This window comes from Mesorhizobium sp. M0598, from assembly GCF_040320865.1.
Taxonomy (GTDB): Bacteria; Pseudomonadota; Alphaproteobacteria; order Rhizobiales; family Rhizobiaceae; genus Mesorhizobium.
The window spans coordinates 23,582-39,691 of record NZ_JAMYQL010000001.1; the positions used below are offsets into that span (position 1 = coordinate 23,582).

Sequence of the window (16,110 nt, forward strand, 5' to 3'; positions counted from 1 at the left end):
CGCTACTCCCTATTCGCTACTCGCTGAAATTTCAGGGCAGCTACGATGCAACTCAGTCTCGACCAGGCGACAGGGCTGTGCCGGATGGCCGCACTTGGCGCTGGCGCCAACGAAGAGGCGGCGCAGTCGCTGGCTGCCTCGATCGTCGCGGCCGAGGCGGAAGGACTGTCGACCGTTGGGCTGTCGCACTTCATCGATTATCTCGAAGCGCTGGAAGCCGGCCGCATCGACGGCAACGCCGATCCGGTGATCACCAGGCCGGCGCTCGCGGTCTATCTCTCCGATGCGCGCGGCGGACTGGCGCATACCGGTTTCGACCGCACGATCGATGAACTCGCCAAGGCGGCGCGGCTGTTCGGCGTCGCGATTTTTTCGCAGAAGAATGCCTATACGTGCGGCGCGCTCGGCTATTTCACCGGAAGGCTGGCCGCGCAGGGATTGGTGTCGTTCGCCGCCACCAACGGCCCGGCCGTGCTTGCCGGCTCGGGCTCGGTCAAGCCGGTCTACTGCACCAACCCGATGTCCTTTGCGGCACCCGCCGCGGACGGGGCGGCGCTGGTCATCGACCAATCGTCGAGCGCCACCGCCTTCGTCAACATCCGCAAGGCGGCCGAGGACGGCAAGAAGATACCCGAAGGCTGGGCACTGGATGCGAGCGGCAATCCGACCACGGACCCGGCAGCTGCAATGAAGGGCGCCATGCTTGCCTTCGGCGGCCAGCGCGGCGCCAACATCGCGCTGATGGTCGAGGTGCTGGCTGCGGGCCTGTCGGGCGCCAACTGGTCGCTCGATGCGCCATGGTTCAGCGGCGGGCCGGACAGTCCGGGGACCGGCCTGTTCGTGCTTGCCGTCGAGCCCAAGCTGCTCGATCCGGACTTCGAAAAGCGGATGAAGGATCAGCTCGACCGGCTGCGGCGGCGCTATGGCGTGCATGTGCCGGGGCGTGCCCGGGCCGAGGCCGCGGAGAAGGCGGCGGCGCGCGGCATAAGCGCGCCGAAAGCCGTGGTGCAACGCATTTCCGAATTCGCCGCGCGCTATTCGTCCTGAAGAAATTCGTTTGTCCGATGAGCGGCTGACGAGGCCGGCCGATCCGGCAGCGCGAGCCTACTTCCCGCAATGATGATCGTTGATCGCGTTCACCGCATTCGCGTCCGGTCCTACCCTGTTGTAGGAGCAGGGTTCGGCGGCCGTCGTGAGCAGGTGGTTGTCATAGTAGCGCGGGCCACCGAACAGAATGTCGATGATGTCGCCGTTGGCAGGAACGTAGCGTTCGGGTTGCGCTTGGTGGTGATGCCGGTTTGCCGCGAATGCCGAGGCACCAATGCTGCAGCCTGTTGCGAAAGCCAGAGCGAAGATCGCAACGCGTTTTGTCGTCATCGGCAATATCCTCCATTCGGAATCAAATCATACATCTAAAATCGCCGACCGAACAAAGGTTCCTGTTCCTAATGGAGTTGCCGTAAAGCCGGGCCTCGGCGGCGTTTTCTGCCATTTCGAACGGATCCGGAAAATCATGCTTCAACACTGCCGGGCGACCGATGGTCGCCCTTTGCCTTTGGCGCGAAACCGACTATGAAACGGCTTCAATCAAGCCATCTGGATAGCCCGCCGGAGCCAGCCATGACCGAAATCCTTCAGACCCCAAAGCTCGTCGTCGTTTTCGGCGGCTCCGGCTTTGTCGGTCGTCATGTCGTGCGGGCGCTGGCCAAGCGCGGCTACCGCATCCGGGTTGCCTGCCGCCGGCCCGATCTCGCCGGTCATTTGCAACCGCTTGGCAATGTCGGGCAGATCCAGCCGGTGCAGGCCAATGTCCGGGTGCGCTGGTCGATCGACCGCGCCGTGCAAGGCGCCGACCATGTCGTCAATCTGGTTGCGATCGCGCATGAGGCCGGCCGGCAGAAATTTACTGCCGTCCACGAGTTCGGCGCGCGCGCTATTGCCGAAGCGGCGCGCGCCGTCGGCGCCGGCCTCACCCACATCTCGGCTCTGGGAGCGGACCTCCACGCGCAATCGGACTATGCGCGTACCAAGGCGCTCGGCGAAAAGGCCGTTCTTGAGACGGTCCAAGACGCCGTGATCTTGCGGCCATCGATCAATTTCGGGCCGGAGGACGGTTTCTTCAACCGCTTTGCCAACATGGCTCGCTTTTCCCCAGTGCTGCCGCTGATCGGCGGCGGGCAGACGAAATTCCAGCCGGTCTATGTCGGCGACGTCGCCGAAGCGGTGGCGCACTCGGTCGACGGCAAGGTCCAGGGCGGCCGGATCTATGAACTCGGCGGGCCGCAGGTGCTTACCTTCAAGGAATGCATGCAAGAGCTGCTTGTCATCATCGAACGCAAGCGGTTTTTGCTGCCCGTTCCATGGTGGCTGGCGAACCTCCAGGCATCAATTCTCGGACTGCTGCCCAATCCGTTGTTGACCAAGGACCAGGTCCTGCTGTTGCGCCAGCACAATGTGGTGTCGGATGCCGCCGTCAAGGACAACAGGACGCTCGCCGGCCTCGGTATCCAGCCGCGGTCGATCGGAACCATCCTGCCCAGCTATCTCTGGCGCTACCGCGCCGCCGGCCAGTTCCAACGCAAGTCCGCCGCATAACACGAACGGACGTCGGGTTGCCTACGCCGCGCGCCTGGTAACCTGCATAGGCAGCCCGCCTTGCGGCTGCGTCGTCAGCTTCTGCACCGGCCAGGGGCGGGTTTGCGCGGTGGTATCGAAACGATAGCGCGACAGCATGATCGCCAACGCGATGATTGCCTCCTGCATGGCAAAGCTGGCGCCGATGCAGACGCGAGGCCCGGCGCCGAACGGCAAATACTGGAAACGGTCGATCTTCTCGCGGTTTCCCGGATGGAAGCGTTCCGGCATGAAGGCGTCGGGCCTGTCCCACAGCTTGCGATGGCGGTGGACGACCCACGGCATCACCAGCACCGCGGCACGTCGCGGTATGTAGAGGCCGTTCCAGGTTTCGGGCTCGATCGGTTCGCGGTTGATCGATGGCGCCGGCGGATAGAGCCTGAGCGCCTCTTCGAAGGCGGCACGGGTGAGCGGCATAGCGTCGAGCCATTTCGTCGGGTCGGGCTCACGCGCCAGCACGGCATCGATCTCGTGCTCGATCTTTTCGCGCTCCCACGGCGCTTCGGCAAGGCAGTAGAGCGTCCAGCCGAGCGCCCTGGCCGTAGTCTCGTGGCCGGCGCCGATAAAGGTGATGATGTTGTCCTCGACCTCGGCCCGGGTCAGCCCGCCCGGTCCCTCCGCTTTCAACAGCAGCGTGAGAAAATCCTGCGGCACCGTGTCCGGATCACGCTTCAACCGCGCCTCGCGCATCTGCACCGTGTCGGTGACGATCTTGCGGAAGTAGGCCATGGTCTTGCGGCCGCGGATGCGGGTCAGACGCGGCAGCCAATCGGGTGCCCGCAACAGATCGAGCGGATCGACCCGACCCATGGTCTCGAACAGGCGGTCGATCTCCTTGGCAAAGCTGCCCGGCTCGCCTGAAATCTCACCGGAAAACAGCGTCTCGGCCAGGATGTCAAAGGTAAGCAGCGTCATGTCGTGAGCGATGTCGAACGTGCCGCCGCCCTCGTAGCGCGTGACGAACTCCCGCGTGCGCCTCAGCATCGGCTCGGCAAAACCGAAGATATGGCGCGGCGTGAACACCGGCGCCATGGCCTTGCGTGAACGCCTCCACACCTCGCCCTCGGCGGTCAGCAAGCCGTCGCGCAGGATCGGCCGCAGGATCAGCTGGCGAACCGTCGCCATCTTGTAGTTCTTGGCGTTATCGACCAGCACGTGGCGAATGAGACCGGGGTCGTTGGCGATGACCAGCGGCCCGCCGATGCCGGTCACCGAAATCCAGGGCTCGTTGTAGGTCGGCTCGCCCCACAGTTCGAGCGGATTGCGGTAGACGATGCGGATCATCTCCAGCGTCGAGGGCGGCGCGGTGCGCGGCTTCGGCGCCGGCGGGACGAAGGGGACGGGCTGACTGTCCATGACTTGCTCCGCTGACACCTCAATGTAGTGGCGGGCAAGGCAGGCGTCCATGTGAGCGGACGACAAGGTGATGCATCCGCTCTCTGGAATGTGACCCGGGCACCGGAAAGTGCCTGCTTGCTGTGTCCGGCTGCGTGTCTTAGGTGGCAGCACCACAGATGTCAGAACCGGCGGGAGCCTGCCTTGAAGCACCAGTTGAACGTCATCATCGGCAGCACGCGGCCGGGCCGCGCCGGACCCGCTTTCGCAAAGTGGCTGGAGAGCTTTGCGCGCGAGCATGGCAAATTCGAGCCGGTGCTCACTGACATCGCCGCATTCAACCTGCCGGTGCTGGACGAGCCGCATCATCCGAGACTCGGCAAATACGAAAACAGCCACACGAAAGCCTGGTCGAAAGCAATCGACGCCGCCGACGCATTCGTCTTCGTGGCGCCGGAGTACAATTATTTCACCGCTCCCGCGATCGTCAACGCGGTCGACTACCTGCTCAGGGAATGGCGATACAAGCCGGCCGCCATCCTCAGCTACGGCGGTGTCTCCGGCGGCTTACGAGCGGCGCAGGCGGTCAAACCGTTGCTGACCGCCGTCGGTGTCATGCCGATTCCGGAAGGCGTGGCGCTGCCGATGTACCAGAAGCTGCTCGACGAGACCGGCGCCTTCCTGCCCAGCGAGCAGGTGCTCGGCGGGGCCAGGACCATGCTGGACGAGCTGTTCCGCTGGAGCGAAGCGCTGAAGCCGATGCGGGTTGGCTGACAACGCGAACGGCCCGGCTTGCCGATGCCGTAACTTGCTCATGCCATAAAGAGATGGAATGCTCCGGCAAATGACCGGGCCGGGGCGGTTCGATTTGCGTTTTCTGTTTGCCTTGCTGCTGATCCTCTCGACGGCCTCCGCTGCAATGGCGGAGCGGCGCGCTGCGCTGGTCATCGCCGAGAACGACTACCGGCTGATCCGGCCGCTCGCCAATCCCGTCAATGACGGCGAGATCATGGAAACGGTGCTGAGGAAGCTCGGTTTCGAGGTCTTCCTCGAAACCAACCGTGACCTGCGGCGCATGCGCCGGGCGCTTGACGATTTCCGCGAGGATGCCAAAGGCGCCGACGTGGCGCTGGTGTTCTTCTCCGGCCACGGCGTCGAGATAGCCGGCGAGAATCGGCTCCTGCCGGTCGATGCAGACGCGTCGTCGCTCGCTACGCTGGAAAGGACCAGCCTGCCGCTGGAGGAGATCCGCGCGACCGTCGCCGCCACCAGCAAGGTCGGACTGATCGTGCTCGATGCCTGCCGCAGCGATCCGTTTGCGGCTACGGGCGGCGAAGGCCGCGGCGCAACGGCGCTGGTAAAAGAGGTCAGCGACAAGGTCCGGCCGGGTCTTGGCCGCATCGGGCGGGCAGAAAACATCCTGTTTGCCTTCTCGGCGGCACCCGGCGAGACCGCCGCGGATGGGACGGGCCAGAATTCGCCGTTTACCGCGGCGCTGACGAAATACCTCGGCACCGAAGGTCTCGAGATCCGCTCCGTGCTGACGCTCGTGCAGCAGGAGGTCTACGACCTCTCGCGCGGTAAGCAATTGCCCTATGTCGAGAGCGGCCTGCCGCAGCTGTTCTTTGCCGCCTCGGCCAAGGAGAAATTGCCGGAGCGCGAACGCTTGTTGCTGGCCATGGCCGAGGTGACGCCTCAGATGCGCGGCGAGGTGGAGAAGATCGCCAGCGACGCCGACATGCCGCTGGCACCGCTCTATGGCGCGTTGATCAGTTCCGATGCCGGCCACCTCTCCGCGGACAGTCTGAACGCCAGGCTGCGTGAGGCAGCCGACGCCTTCGTCAAGGTGCGGAACGAAATGCAGACGCTTGGATCCGACGATCTCAGAGTGTCGGCGTTGCGCCGGCAGGCCGAAGAGCAGCTTTCGCTGGGAGCGTTCGATGCGGCGCGGAAAAAGCTCGCCGAGGCAGCCGAGATCGACAGTGTCTCTCGCAACGCTTTGAAGGCCAATTTCGTCAGCCGCACGCTCTCCGAGGCCGCAACGCGCTATTTGTCCGGCGGGGCCGCGCGCGCCGACCTCGACTACGCCACAGCCATCAGGGACTATGAGTCCGTGCTGGCGCTTTATGGCGAAGCCGGACAGGTGGTGCTGTCGCTCGACGACGCCGACCGCTTGATCCGCACGCTGGACGAGCTCGGCAAGCTCTATACCACGGTCGGCAATATCGATGCGGCTGGCCGTGCCTTCGAGGCGCTGCAAGCCGATCTCGAGCGGCGGTCGCATCATGAAACCGATCCCAACGTGAAGCGCGACTTCGCCGTCAGCCACGTCAAGCTGGGCAACGTGCGGATGGCGCAAGGCAATCTGCCGTCAGCGCTGCAGAATTATGAGACCGCCAAGACCATTCTGCAGGGCCTGACCGAGGCAGAACCGGACAATCTGGAGTGGTTCGGCGACCTCGCCATGGCCGACGACAAGATCGGCAACGTATTGGCGACGCAAGGCGATCTGGCCGGCGCCGCAGAGGTCTACCAGGAAAGCCTGTCGATCAAGAAGCAGCTCGCCGCCGGAGAGCCCGACCGTGCCGAACTGCAGCGCGACCTGACCATCACCTACGATGAGATCGGTCACCTTGCCCATATCGCAGGCCAACTGGACAACGCACAGGCGGCCTATGAAGAGAGCCTGAAGGTGCGGCTGGCGCTGGCGGCGGCCAACCCGGGAGACGCCGACCGGCAGCGTGACGTCTCGGTCAGCCACGATACGATAGGCGACCTGCTGCGCGAACGCGGCGACGCCGCCGGGGCGCTGGCGGCCTACAAGGAAGGTCTGGCGATCGTCAAGCAACTGGCGAAACGCGATCCGGACGACACCGAGTTGAAGCGCGACCTGTCGGTCGGCAACGCCAAGATCGGCAATGCGCTGAGCGACCAGCAGAATTGGCCGGCGGCACTTTCGGCTTATCGTGAGGCACTTTCGCAGGCCAGCGCGCTCGCCGCCGGCGACCCGAACAACACCGAATGGCAGCGCGACCTGTCCGTGTGCATCGAGAAAGTCGCCGGCGTCCTGGCGATACAGGGCGACCACAAAGGCGCGCTGAAAGCCTATCTGGACAGCTACGCGATTGCGCAGAGGCTGGCCAAGCTCGATCCCGCCAATTCCGACTGGCAGCGGGACTTGTCGATAACGCTGTCCGAAGTCGCCACGCTGCGCCTCAGGCAGCGCGACGTCAGGGGCGCCCGGCAAGCCCTTCAGGACAGCCTGGCCATTCGCGAGAAACTTGCCCGGTCCGATCCGGACAACGCCACCTGGCAGCGCGACCTGGTGGTCGCCTATATCGACTACGCCCAAGTCGCAAAGGACCCGAAGGCTGTGCTTTCCAAGGCGCTCGACATGACGCTCGAGCTCGACCGGAGCGGGCGGTTGGCACCGCGCCACAAGTTCATGATCAAGTTTTTACGTGAGCGGCTGGCCAGGATCGAAGCCAGGCGCCGGTAGCCGGCTCACGCGATGGTCATTCCGTTCCGAAATGCCTGCAAACCTTGGAAAAACCGCCTTTTGCGCCTATATCTACGACATTAGAAATGCGCGATTCGAAGCCGATTTTTCGCGCTCTGCACACGGCATCAATCAGACAGGTTTTCATGAGCGACCAGACCGACATCGCCAACGGCGTTGAAGCCGAATACGGCGCCGATTCCATCAAGGTTTTGAAGGGCTTGGATGCCGTTCGCAAGCGGCCGGGCATGTATATCGGCGATACCGACGACGGCTCGGGCCTGCACCACATGGTCTATGAAGTCGTCGACAACGCCATCGACGAAGCACTGGCCGGCCATGCCGACCTGGTGACGGTGACGCTCAATCCGGACGGATCGGTGACGGTCATCGACAATGGCCGCGGCATTCCGACCGATATCCACACCGGCGAAGGCATTTCAGCGGCCGAAGTGATCATGACGCAGCTGCATGCCGGCGGCAAGTTCGACCAGAACTCCTACAAGGTCTCAGGCGGCCTGCACGGCGTCGGCGTGTCAGTCGTCAACGCCCTGTCGGCCTGGCTGAAACTGAAGATCCGCCGCAACGGCCAGATCTACGAGATGAGCTTCACGCATGGCAATGCCGACGCGCCGCTGCGCATCACCGGCAGTTATGAACAAGACAAGGTCCCCGGCACCTATGAAGGCCGCAGCGGCAGCGAAATCACGTTTTTGCCGTCGTCCGAGACCTTCACCATGGTCGAATTCGACTACGGTACGCTGGAGCATCGGCTGCGCGAACTCGCCTTCCTGAATTCCGGCGTGCGCATCGTTTTGACCGATGCCCGCCATGCCGACATCATGCGCCATGAACTGCATTACGATGGCGGGCTGGAAGAGTTCGTCCGATATCTCGACCGGACGAAGAAGCCGTTGCTCGACAAGCCGATCTCGATCCGCGCCGAGCGCGACGGCATCACGGTCGAAGTCGCCATGTGGTGGAACGACAGCTACCACGAGAACGTGCTGGCCTTCACCAATAATATCCCGCAACGCGACGGCGGCACGCATCTGGCAGGCTTTCGCGGTGCGCTGACACGCCAGATAACCGGCTATGGCGACTCTTCGGGCCTGACCAAGAAGGAAAAGGTGGCGCTGATCGGCGACGATTGCCGTGAAGGGCTGACGGCGGTGCTGTCGGTCAAGGTTCCCGACCCGAAATTCTCCTCGCAGACCAAGGACAAGCTGGTGTCGTCCGAGGTCCGCCCGGTGGTCGAAGGGCTTGTCAACGAAGCGCTCGGCACCTGGCTCGAGGAGCACCCGACCGAGGGCAAGGCGGTCATCGAGAAGGTCATCCAGGCCGCTGCCGCGCGCGAAGCCGCGCGCAAGGCACGCGACATCACCCGCAAGAGTTCGCTCGGCGTTACCTCGCTGCCCGGCAAGCTGGCCGATTGCCAGGAGCGCGATCCGGCGAAATCCGAGATCTTTATCGTCGAGGGCGACAGCGCCGGCGGCTCGGCCAAGGGCGGCCGCTCGCGCCAGAACCAGGCCATTCTTCCGCTGCGCGGCAAGATCCTCAATGTCGAGCGCGCCCGCTTCGACCGCATGCTCGGCTCCGACATGATCGGCACGCTGATCACCGCGCTCGGCACCTCGATCGGCAAGGACGAGTTCAACGCCGACAAGCTGCGCTACCACAAGATCATCCTGATGACCGACGCCGATGTCGACGGCGCCCACATCCGCACCTTGCTGCTGACCTTCTTCTTCCGCCAGATGCCGGAACTGATCGAACGCGGTCATCTCTACATCGCGCAGCCGCCGCTCTACAAGGTGACGCGCGGGAAGAGCTCGCAATACATCAAGGACGAAGCCGCCTTCGAGGAATTCCTGATCGGCTCCGGGCTGGAAGAAGCGTCGCTTGCGCTCAGCACAGGCGAGGTGCGGGCCGGGCAGGACCTGCGCAGTGCCATCGACGACGCCTTGGCTGTCCGCCAGCTCATCAACGGATTGCACACGCGCTATAACAGAGGCGTGGTCGAGCAGGCAGCGATTGCCGGCGCGCTCAACCCGGAGATCTTCACCGACCTCCGCCGCGCCAATGAGACGGCCGAGCGTGTTGCCCGCCGTCTCGACATTATCGCCGAGGATACCGAGCGCGGCTGGATCGGCCGCATGTCGACCTCGAACGAGGGCATCGGCGGCTATGTCTTCGAGCGAACGGTGCGCAGCGTCAAGGAGTTCGCGCATCTCGACCTGGCGCTGATCAATTCCGCCGACGCACGCCAGCTCGACCGCTATGCGCCGCGCCTGGCGGAAATCTATGGCGAGCCGCCGGTGCTGCGCCGCAAGGATGTCTCGGAAACCATTTCGGGGCCACTGGCACTGCTCAATGCCGTGTTTGCCACCGGCCGCAAGGGCCTGACCATGCAGCGCTACAAGGGCCTTGGCGAAATGAACGCCGAGCAGCTCTGGGAAACGACGCTTGACCCGAATGTGCGCTCGCTCTTACAGGTCAAGGTCAATGACGCAACGGATGCGGACAGCTTGTTTTCGCGGCTGATGGGCGACGAGGTCGAGCCAAGGCGCGAATTCATCCAGGAAAACGCGCTGTCGGTCGCCAATCTGGACATCTGAGCCAAGGCCGAGATGCCCAGCCGCTAGGCATGAAGTTGCATTGGTGCGCATTGACGCACCAATACGCCTGCTGCATCGCAAACAAGATCACTGAGGATCGCCCGGAACGGAAAGTCTTTCAAGGCATTGTAGTTGATCACAATCGCCGCAGGAGGCATCCATGGGACGTGGCATTTTGCTCTGGCTTCTCGGAGTCCCGATTCCGATTATTATTCTGATCATGCTGTTTGCACGGTAGGAGGCTTCCATGCCGTCCACCCTAACGACTGTCGACGTTTCCGCACCGACGGAATCCGCTTCCCCCGCTGTCAGCTGGGGGCCAATCGTCGCCGGCGCCTTTGCTGCGTCGACGCTTACCTTCATCTTGATGCTGCTCGGCTCCGGGCTTGGGCTGAGCATGGTGTCGCCATGGTCCGGCTCGGGTGCGTCAGTCACCACTTTCGCCGTTTCCACCGCCGTCTGGCTGATCGTCGTGCAGTGGCTGTCGTCGGCCCTGGGCGGCTACCTCGCCGGACGCCTGCGCACCAAATGGGTCGGCATCCACACCGATGAAGTCTTCTTCCGCGATACCGCTCACGGCTTCCTGGCCTGGGCGCTGGCGACGCTGCTCGTCGCCGGCGTGCTCGGCACGGCGCTTTCGGCCGCGATAGGTACCGGTGTCCAGGCTGCTTCGACTGTGGCATCGGGCGTGGCAATGGGCGCTTCGGCGGGTGCTGCTGCGAACGCGAGTGGCGCCTCGCCTGACAACGCCACGTCTTATTTCGTCGATACGCTGTTCCGCCCGGCCGATCCGGCAAGGCTCGCTGCCGCCAATCCGGAGAGCGACGCTGCGGCAACCGCGCAGGCATCGCGCATTCTGATCGCGAGTGCCGCAGCAGGCGAAATATCGGCCGACGACAAGACCTATCTGTCGCGGCTGGTGGCCGCCCGCACAGGCCTGTCCGAAGCGGATGCCACCGCTCGCGTCGATGCGGTAATCGCCAGAGCGCAGGACGCCAAGGTCAAGGCCCAGCAGGCGGCCGACACCGCCAGAAAGGCAGGCGCCACCTTCTCGCTGATTGGCGCGCTGTCGCTGGTCGTCGGGGCCTTCATTGCCAGCGCGGCTGCAGCACTTGGCGGCAGGCAGCGCGACGACGAGGAAGCGATTTTCCTGACCAATCGTTGATCGGTGACTAAGCGAACTCGGTCCGCTTCGGGAAGATTACGCCCGAAGGGGACCTTGCTTTGAACTGCCGCCGCGGCATGTCGTGCGCTGCTCGCCGCCTACAGCTCAGCTTCCAGTTTGCGGCCGAGATCGACCGCATCGCGCAGCACGGCAAGGTGCGAGCGCGGCTGTACGCCGGCCGGCGCGTTGACCTCGACGCCGCTCGCCGTCAGCGACCAGTAGAGGCTGTGCGTGAAGACGCGGCCGCCCGAGCCGCGCAGCTCGACCTGGATGTTTTCCACGCCGGGACCAAAATTTTCCGTCATCCGCCCTGAAATCGGGTCGCCGGTCAGCCAGCCATTGCCCCTGTCGAAAATATTGGTCCAGCGCGTCGCGGCAAACACCGCGCCATGATGCACCGCCCGCTGCGGCTTGCCGGAATGGCTGCGCCCTTCCTGGTAGAGCATGGTCCCGCCCGCCGCCCTGTCGGCGATCGGCGGGCATGCCGAAAACAGGCGCTCGGCGATGCCGCGCCTGAATTCGGCGAGGTTGTAGGTCACCAGAAACTCGCTGTGGGTCAGCGGACTGCCGAGCGTGACGAAATCGCTGATCTTCCACGGCAGCGGATGATCGGCGTCGCCGACGCGAAGCTGCCGGTAGAGCTCCCATTGGCTGCGCCGGAATGCGGGGAGGTCATCGAGGCTGTCGGGCCAAGCGGAAGCATCGGCGTCCAGCGTCGCCTTGTCGACGGCGTGGATCGCCTTCAGCCTCGCTTTGTCGCGAATGGCTTCCAACTTTCTAGGCCTGAAATCGGCCCACAATATCTGCAACAGATCATAGGCGATGATCGACCCGAGGCTGTGCGAGACCAGCACGATGCGGTCATAGGCATCGTCCATCATGAGACGCTTCAGCAGCTTGAGGCCACGCTCGCGGACCAGCGCCCGCTTCTCGACCGTTGCCGCTTCGGCCCGCACATAGGCGGCGACGTCGCCGAAATAAGGCAAGCCAAACTGGTCCACCGACCAGATGACGAACGACGCCAGAACCGTGACAAGCACACCGGTCGTCCAGGAGATGTAGCCTTGCCAGGTCGACGTTGCGAGCGCCAGCGCCGCGCCGAGGACGACGATGGTGGCCAAAAGCGTGACGACATAGAGTTTGAGCACATCGCGCGGAATATCGGCCGGCTTGCGCCAGAGCAGGGTCGTCACCCAGGCAGCAAGGCGGCTTCGGGTCGTGCCCTGGGTGATGTCGGCCCAGTAAAGCTCATAGAAATCGGTGCGGCGGCCATCGACATCATAGGGCGTGGTGATCCGGCGGAGTTCGTGCGAATTGGTCCGGCTGTCGGGCGTGATCCAGCTCTGGTTGATCTTCGCACCCATCGGGTCGGCCGGATCGGGGACATGGGCATAGAACGGTGCACGGGCCGGATCGTGGCTCCATACGGCCTGGACAAACTCCCTCAACGTGTCCATGGGCCGCTGCTCGCCCATGCCGTGCACGACCACTGCCGCCTGGCTGCGCTTGCGTGGCGCCTTCTCTGCTGCGGTCAGATCGGCAGCCGGCGATGCAGTAGAACCAGGGTCGGGCACCAGCACCTCCACGATGACGCCGTTAGCAAGACGACGGGTCGGCATCGTAGCTTCAGAACCGGTAACAGCCAAGAAAAAGCCCGGCGCGGAGCCGGGCTGTATTCGACGATCGGCAGTGAGTTGGCAGCGACGCCGTTTCAGTGATCCATCGCTTTGACGATCTCCTCGGTCATCTTCTTGGCGTCGCCGAGCAGCATCATGGTGCCGTCCTTGTAGAACAGCGTGTTGTCGATGCCGGCATAGCCGGAGCCGAGCGAGCGCTTGACGAACAAGCAAGTGCGCGCCTTGTCGACGTCGAGGATTGGCATGCCGTAGATAGGTGAGGACTTGTCGTCGCGAGCCGAGGGATTGGTGACGTCGTTGGCCCCGATGACATAGGCGACGTCGGCCTGCGCGAACTCAGAGTTGATGTCCTCCAGCTCGAACACTTCGTCATAAGGCACGTTGGCTTCGGCCAAGAGCACGTTCATGTGGCCGGGCATGCGGCCGGCAACCGGGTGGATGGCGTATTTGACGTCGACGCCGTTGGCCTTGAGCTTGTCGGCCATCTCGCGCAGCGCGTGCTGCGCCTGGGCGACGGCCATGCCGTAGCCCGGCACGATGATGACCTTTTGCGCATTCATCATCAGATAGGCGGCATCCTCGGCCGAGCCCTGCTTGACCGTGCGCTCGATGCCGTCGTTGGCAATGGCTGATGTCTCGCCGCCGAAGCCGCCGAGGATGACCGAGATGAAGCTCCGGTTCATGCCTTTGCACATGATGTAAGACAGGATGGCGCCCGACGAGCCGACCAGCGCGCCGGTGATGATCAGCGCCAGATTGCCGAGCGTGAAGCCCAGGGCGGCCGCGGCCCAGCCCGAATAGGAATTCAGCATCGACACGACCACCGGCATATCGGCGCCACCGATCGGGATGATGAGAAGCACACCCAGCACCAGCGAGGCGGCAACGATCAGCCAGAACACCACCTTGGACTCGGCGGTGACGAGCAGCACGATCAGCACGATCAGCGCAATGCCCAGGGCCGCGTTGATGAAGTGGCGGCCACCGATCATGATCGGCTTGCCCGACATGCGGCCGTCGAGCTTCAAGAAGGCGATGACCGAGCCGGTGAAGGTGATGGCACCTATGGCAACGCCGAGGCTCATCTCGATCAGTGCCTGGGCATGAATGTCGGCGACGGTGCCGATGCCGAAGCTTTCCGGTGCATAGATGGCGGCGGCCGCCACCATGACCGCGGCAAGACCGACCAGCGAGTGGAAGGCGGCGACCAGCTGCGGCATCGAGGTCATGGCAATACGCCGTGCCGTGACCGCACCGGCCGAGCCGCCTATCAGCAGCCCGAGCACTATGAGGCCGAAACGCCCGGCCGAAGGGGTCGCCAGCGCCAGCGTCGTGGCGATGGCGATGCCCATGCCGATCATGCCGTACATGTTGCCCTGGCGGCTGGTGGTCGGATGCGACAGGCCGCGCAATGCCAGGATGAACAGGATGCCGGAGACCAGATAGAGAAAGGAGGCGAAGTTGGCGTTCATAGCAGCCTACTTTTCCTTCTTCTTGTACATGGCCAGCATGCGCTGGGTGACGAGAAAGCCGCCGAAGATGTTGACCGATACCAGCATCAGCGCAACGAAGCCGAAGCCGGTGGCAAGCCCTGAGGCCGAGATGCCGACGGCCAGCAGCGCGCCGACGACGATGACGGAGGAAATGGCGTTGGTGACCGCCATCAGCGGCGTGTGCAGTGCCGGCGTGACGGACCACACGACGTAGTAGCCGACGAAGATCGCCAGGACAAAGATGGCGAAGCGAAAGATGAAGGGATCGATGGCACCGCCGGACAGCGCGTGAGCGGCGTCACCCGCCGCCTCGGTCCCGGGCGCGGCCGCCAGGTTCTGCACCGCAAGCCGCACGGCAGCTGTCGCTTGGTCGAGCTGGTCGAGGGCTTTCTGCAGAGTCTGATCCATCACGCGATCCCTCCGGTGGTCTTGGGCTTCCTCGAAGCCGCCGTTTTCTTCGCAGCCGGCTTCGCCGAAGCCTCGGCAACCATCGTCCTGGCCGGAATGGCCGGTGGTTCGACATATTGGCCCTTTGGCGGCTCCTGCTCAGCCTTTGCGAAAGCCGGATGCACGATCTTGCCAGCATCGGTCAGCATCGTCGCCTTGACCAGTTCGTCGTCGTGGTTGATGGCAAGCGTCTTCGCCGCCTTGTCGACCAGCGTCTCGAGGAAGGCATAGAGGTTCCTGGCATAGAGAAGCGAAGCGGAGGCGGCGACGCGACCGGGAACGTTGAGATGGCCGACGATCTTTACTCCGTTGGCCGTGGTCACCACCTTGCCGGCTTCGGCGCCCTCGACATTGCCGCCGCGCTCGACCGCAAGGTCGACGATCACCGAGCCCGGCTTCATCGAGGCGACCATTGCCGCCGAGACCAGCTTCGGCGCCGGACGGCCGGGGATCAGCGCCGTGGTGATGACGATGTCCTGCTTGGCGATGTGCTCGGCGGTCAACGCCGCCTGCTTGGCCTGGTACCCCTTCGACATTTCCTTGGCGTAACCGCCGGCCGTCTCGGCCGCCTTGAACTCCTCGTCCTCGACGGCCAGGAATTTTGCGCCGAGCGAGGCGACCTGCTCCTTGGCGGCCGGGCGCACGTCGGTGGCGGTGACCACGGCGCCGAGGCGGCGCGCGGTGGCGATGGCCTGCAGACCGGCGACGCCGACGCCCATGACGAACGCCTTCGCTGCCGGTACGGTGCCGGCCGCCGTCATCATCATCGGTAAGGCCCGGTCATATTCGGCAGCCGCGTCGATCACCGCCTGATAGCCGGCGAGGTTGGCCTGGCTGGATAGAACGTCCATCGACTGGGCGCGGGTGATGCGCGGCATGAACTCCATGGAGAAGGCAGTAACACCGGCCTTGGCAAGGGCAGCGACGGCAGCGTCGTTGCCGTAAGGATCCATGATCGCGATGATAGCGGCGCCGGACTTGTAGCCCTTCAGCTCGGCGTCCATGGGCCGGCGCACCTTCAGCACGACATCGGCCTTGGCAGCATCGCCGACCTTGCCGATCGCGGCGCCCACCCGGGCGAACTCCTCGTCGGGAATGCGCGACGCTGTGCCGGCGCCGGTTTCGACAATCACGTCGAAACCCAGTGCCGCCAGCCGCTTCACCGTGTCGGGGGAGGCCCCGACGCGCGGCTCGTTTGCGTCGAGCTCACGAGGGATGAAAACCGTCTGTCCCACCGTATGATCCTTTCGGCCGGAACCCTGTTACCGCAAGACACCGACCG

General features: G+C 64.1%; 12 protein-coding genes. 6 read left to right on the forward strand and 6 right to left on the reverse strand.

Going from position 1 to position 16,110, the window contains the following annotated elements; genetic code table 11:
- The first annotated feature begins 45 nt into the window (after positions 1 to 45).
- Positions 46 to 1,047, forward strand: coding sequence for an Ldh family oxidoreductase (locus NKI59_RS00090; protein ID WP_352540382.1), 1,002 nt, complete (start codon positions 46 to 48; stop codon positions 1,045 to 1,047).
- 57 nt (positions 1,048 to 1,104) lie between these two features.
- Here NKI59_RS00090 and NKI59_RS00095 read toward each other — a convergent pair whose 3' ends face one another.
- On the reverse strand, positions 1,105 to 1,377 hold the full coding sequence (locus NKI59_RS00095; RefSeq protein ID WP_352701638.1) for a hypothetical protein: 273 nt from the start codon (positions 1,375 to 1,377) through the stop codon (positions 1,105 to 1,107).
- Between the two features lie 243 nt (positions 1,378 to 1,620).
- Between NKI59_RS00095 and NKI59_RS00100 the strand changes: the two genes are divergently transcribed.
- Entirely contained in the window at positions 1,621 to 2,595 is a 975-nt protein-coding gene (locus tag NKI59_RS00100; protein WP_352701641.1) for a complex I NDUFA9 subunit family protein, read from the forward strand.
- Positions 2,596 to 2,616: 21 nt separating this feature from the next.
- Here NKI59_RS00100 and NKI59_RS00105 read toward each other — a convergent pair whose 3' ends face one another.
- Entirely contained in the window at positions 2,617 to 3,990 is a 1,374-nt protein-coding gene (locus NKI59_RS00105; protein ID WP_352454722.1) for a cytochrome P450, read from the reverse strand.
- A gap of 183 nt (positions 3,991 to 4,173) precedes the next feature.
- On the opposite strand from NKI59_RS00105, the gene NKI59_RS00110 reads away from it, so the two are divergent.
- The 4 genes from NKI59_RS00110 (at position 4,174) to NKI59_RS00125 (ending at position 11,251) form a co-directional block, all read left to right on the forward strand.
- The gene (locus tag NKI59_RS00110; RefSeq protein WP_352454723.1) at positions 4,174 to 4,743 is read left to right on the forward strand and encodes an NADPH-dependent FMN reductase; all 570 of its coding nucleotides are present in this window, start codon (positions 4,174 to 4,176) and stop codon (positions 4,741 to 4,743) included.
- A 58-nt stretch (positions 4,744 to 4,801) separates the two neighbouring features.
- A complete protein-coding gene (locus NKI59_RS00115) occupies positions 4,802 to 7,468 on the forward strand; it encodes a caspase family protein (protein WP_352701643.1) in 2,667 nt (888 codons plus the stop codon).
- Positions 7,469 to 7,614: 146 nt separating this feature from the next.
- Complete coding sequence (gene gyrB / locus NKI59_RS00120; protein ID WP_352578576.1) at positions 7,615 to 10,086, forward strand: DNA topoisomerase (ATP-hydrolyzing) subunit B; 2,472 nt, start codon at positions 7,615 to 7,617, stop codon at positions 10,084 to 10,086.
- Between the two features lie 247 nt (positions 10,087 to 10,333).
- Positions 10,334 to 11,251 (forward strand): hypothetical protein, encoded by a 918-nt coding sequence (locus NKI59_RS00125; RefSeq protein ID WP_352701644.1) that lies wholly within the window; start codon positions 10,334 to 10,336, stop codon positions 11,249 to 11,251.
- A gap of 98 nt (positions 11,252 to 11,349) precedes the next feature.
- Here NKI59_RS00125 and NKI59_RS00130 read toward each other — a convergent pair whose 3' ends face one another.
- The 4 genes from NKI59_RS00130 to NKI59_RS00145 all read right to left on the reverse strand — a co-directional run bounded on the left by NKI59_RS00130 (position 11,350) and on the right by NKI59_RS00145 (position 16,063).
- Positions 11,350 to 12,870, reverse strand: coding sequence for a hypothetical protein (locus NKI59_RS00130; RefSeq protein ID WP_352701646.1), 1,521 nt, complete (start codon positions 12,868 to 12,870; stop codon positions 11,350 to 11,352).
- Positions 12,871 to 12,962: 92 nt separating this feature from the next.
- Complete coding sequence (locus NKI59_RS00135) at positions 12,963 to 14,360, reverse strand: NAD(P)(+) transhydrogenase (Re/Si-specific) subunit beta (RefSeq protein ID WP_352454727.1); 1,398 nt, start codon at positions 14,358 to 14,360, stop codon at positions 12,963 to 12,965.
- Positions 14,361 to 14,366: 6 nt separating this feature from the next.
- Positions 14,367 to 14,789 (reverse strand): NAD(P) transhydrogenase subunit alpha part 2, encoded by a 423-nt coding sequence (locus tag NKI59_RS00140; protein WP_502901014.1) that lies wholly within the window; start codon positions 14,787 to 14,789, stop codon positions 14,367 to 14,369.
- Positions 14,789 to 16,063, reverse strand: coding sequence for a Re/Si-specific NAD(P)(+) transhydrogenase subunit alpha (locus NKI59_RS00145; RefSeq protein WP_352701651.1), 1,275 nt, complete (start codon positions 16,061 to 16,063; stop codon positions 14,789 to 14,791). Before NKI59_RS00145 ends, NKI59_RS00140 begins: the two co-directional genes overlap by 1 nt.
- Between the last annotated feature and the right edge of the window lie 47 nt (positions 16,064 to 16,110).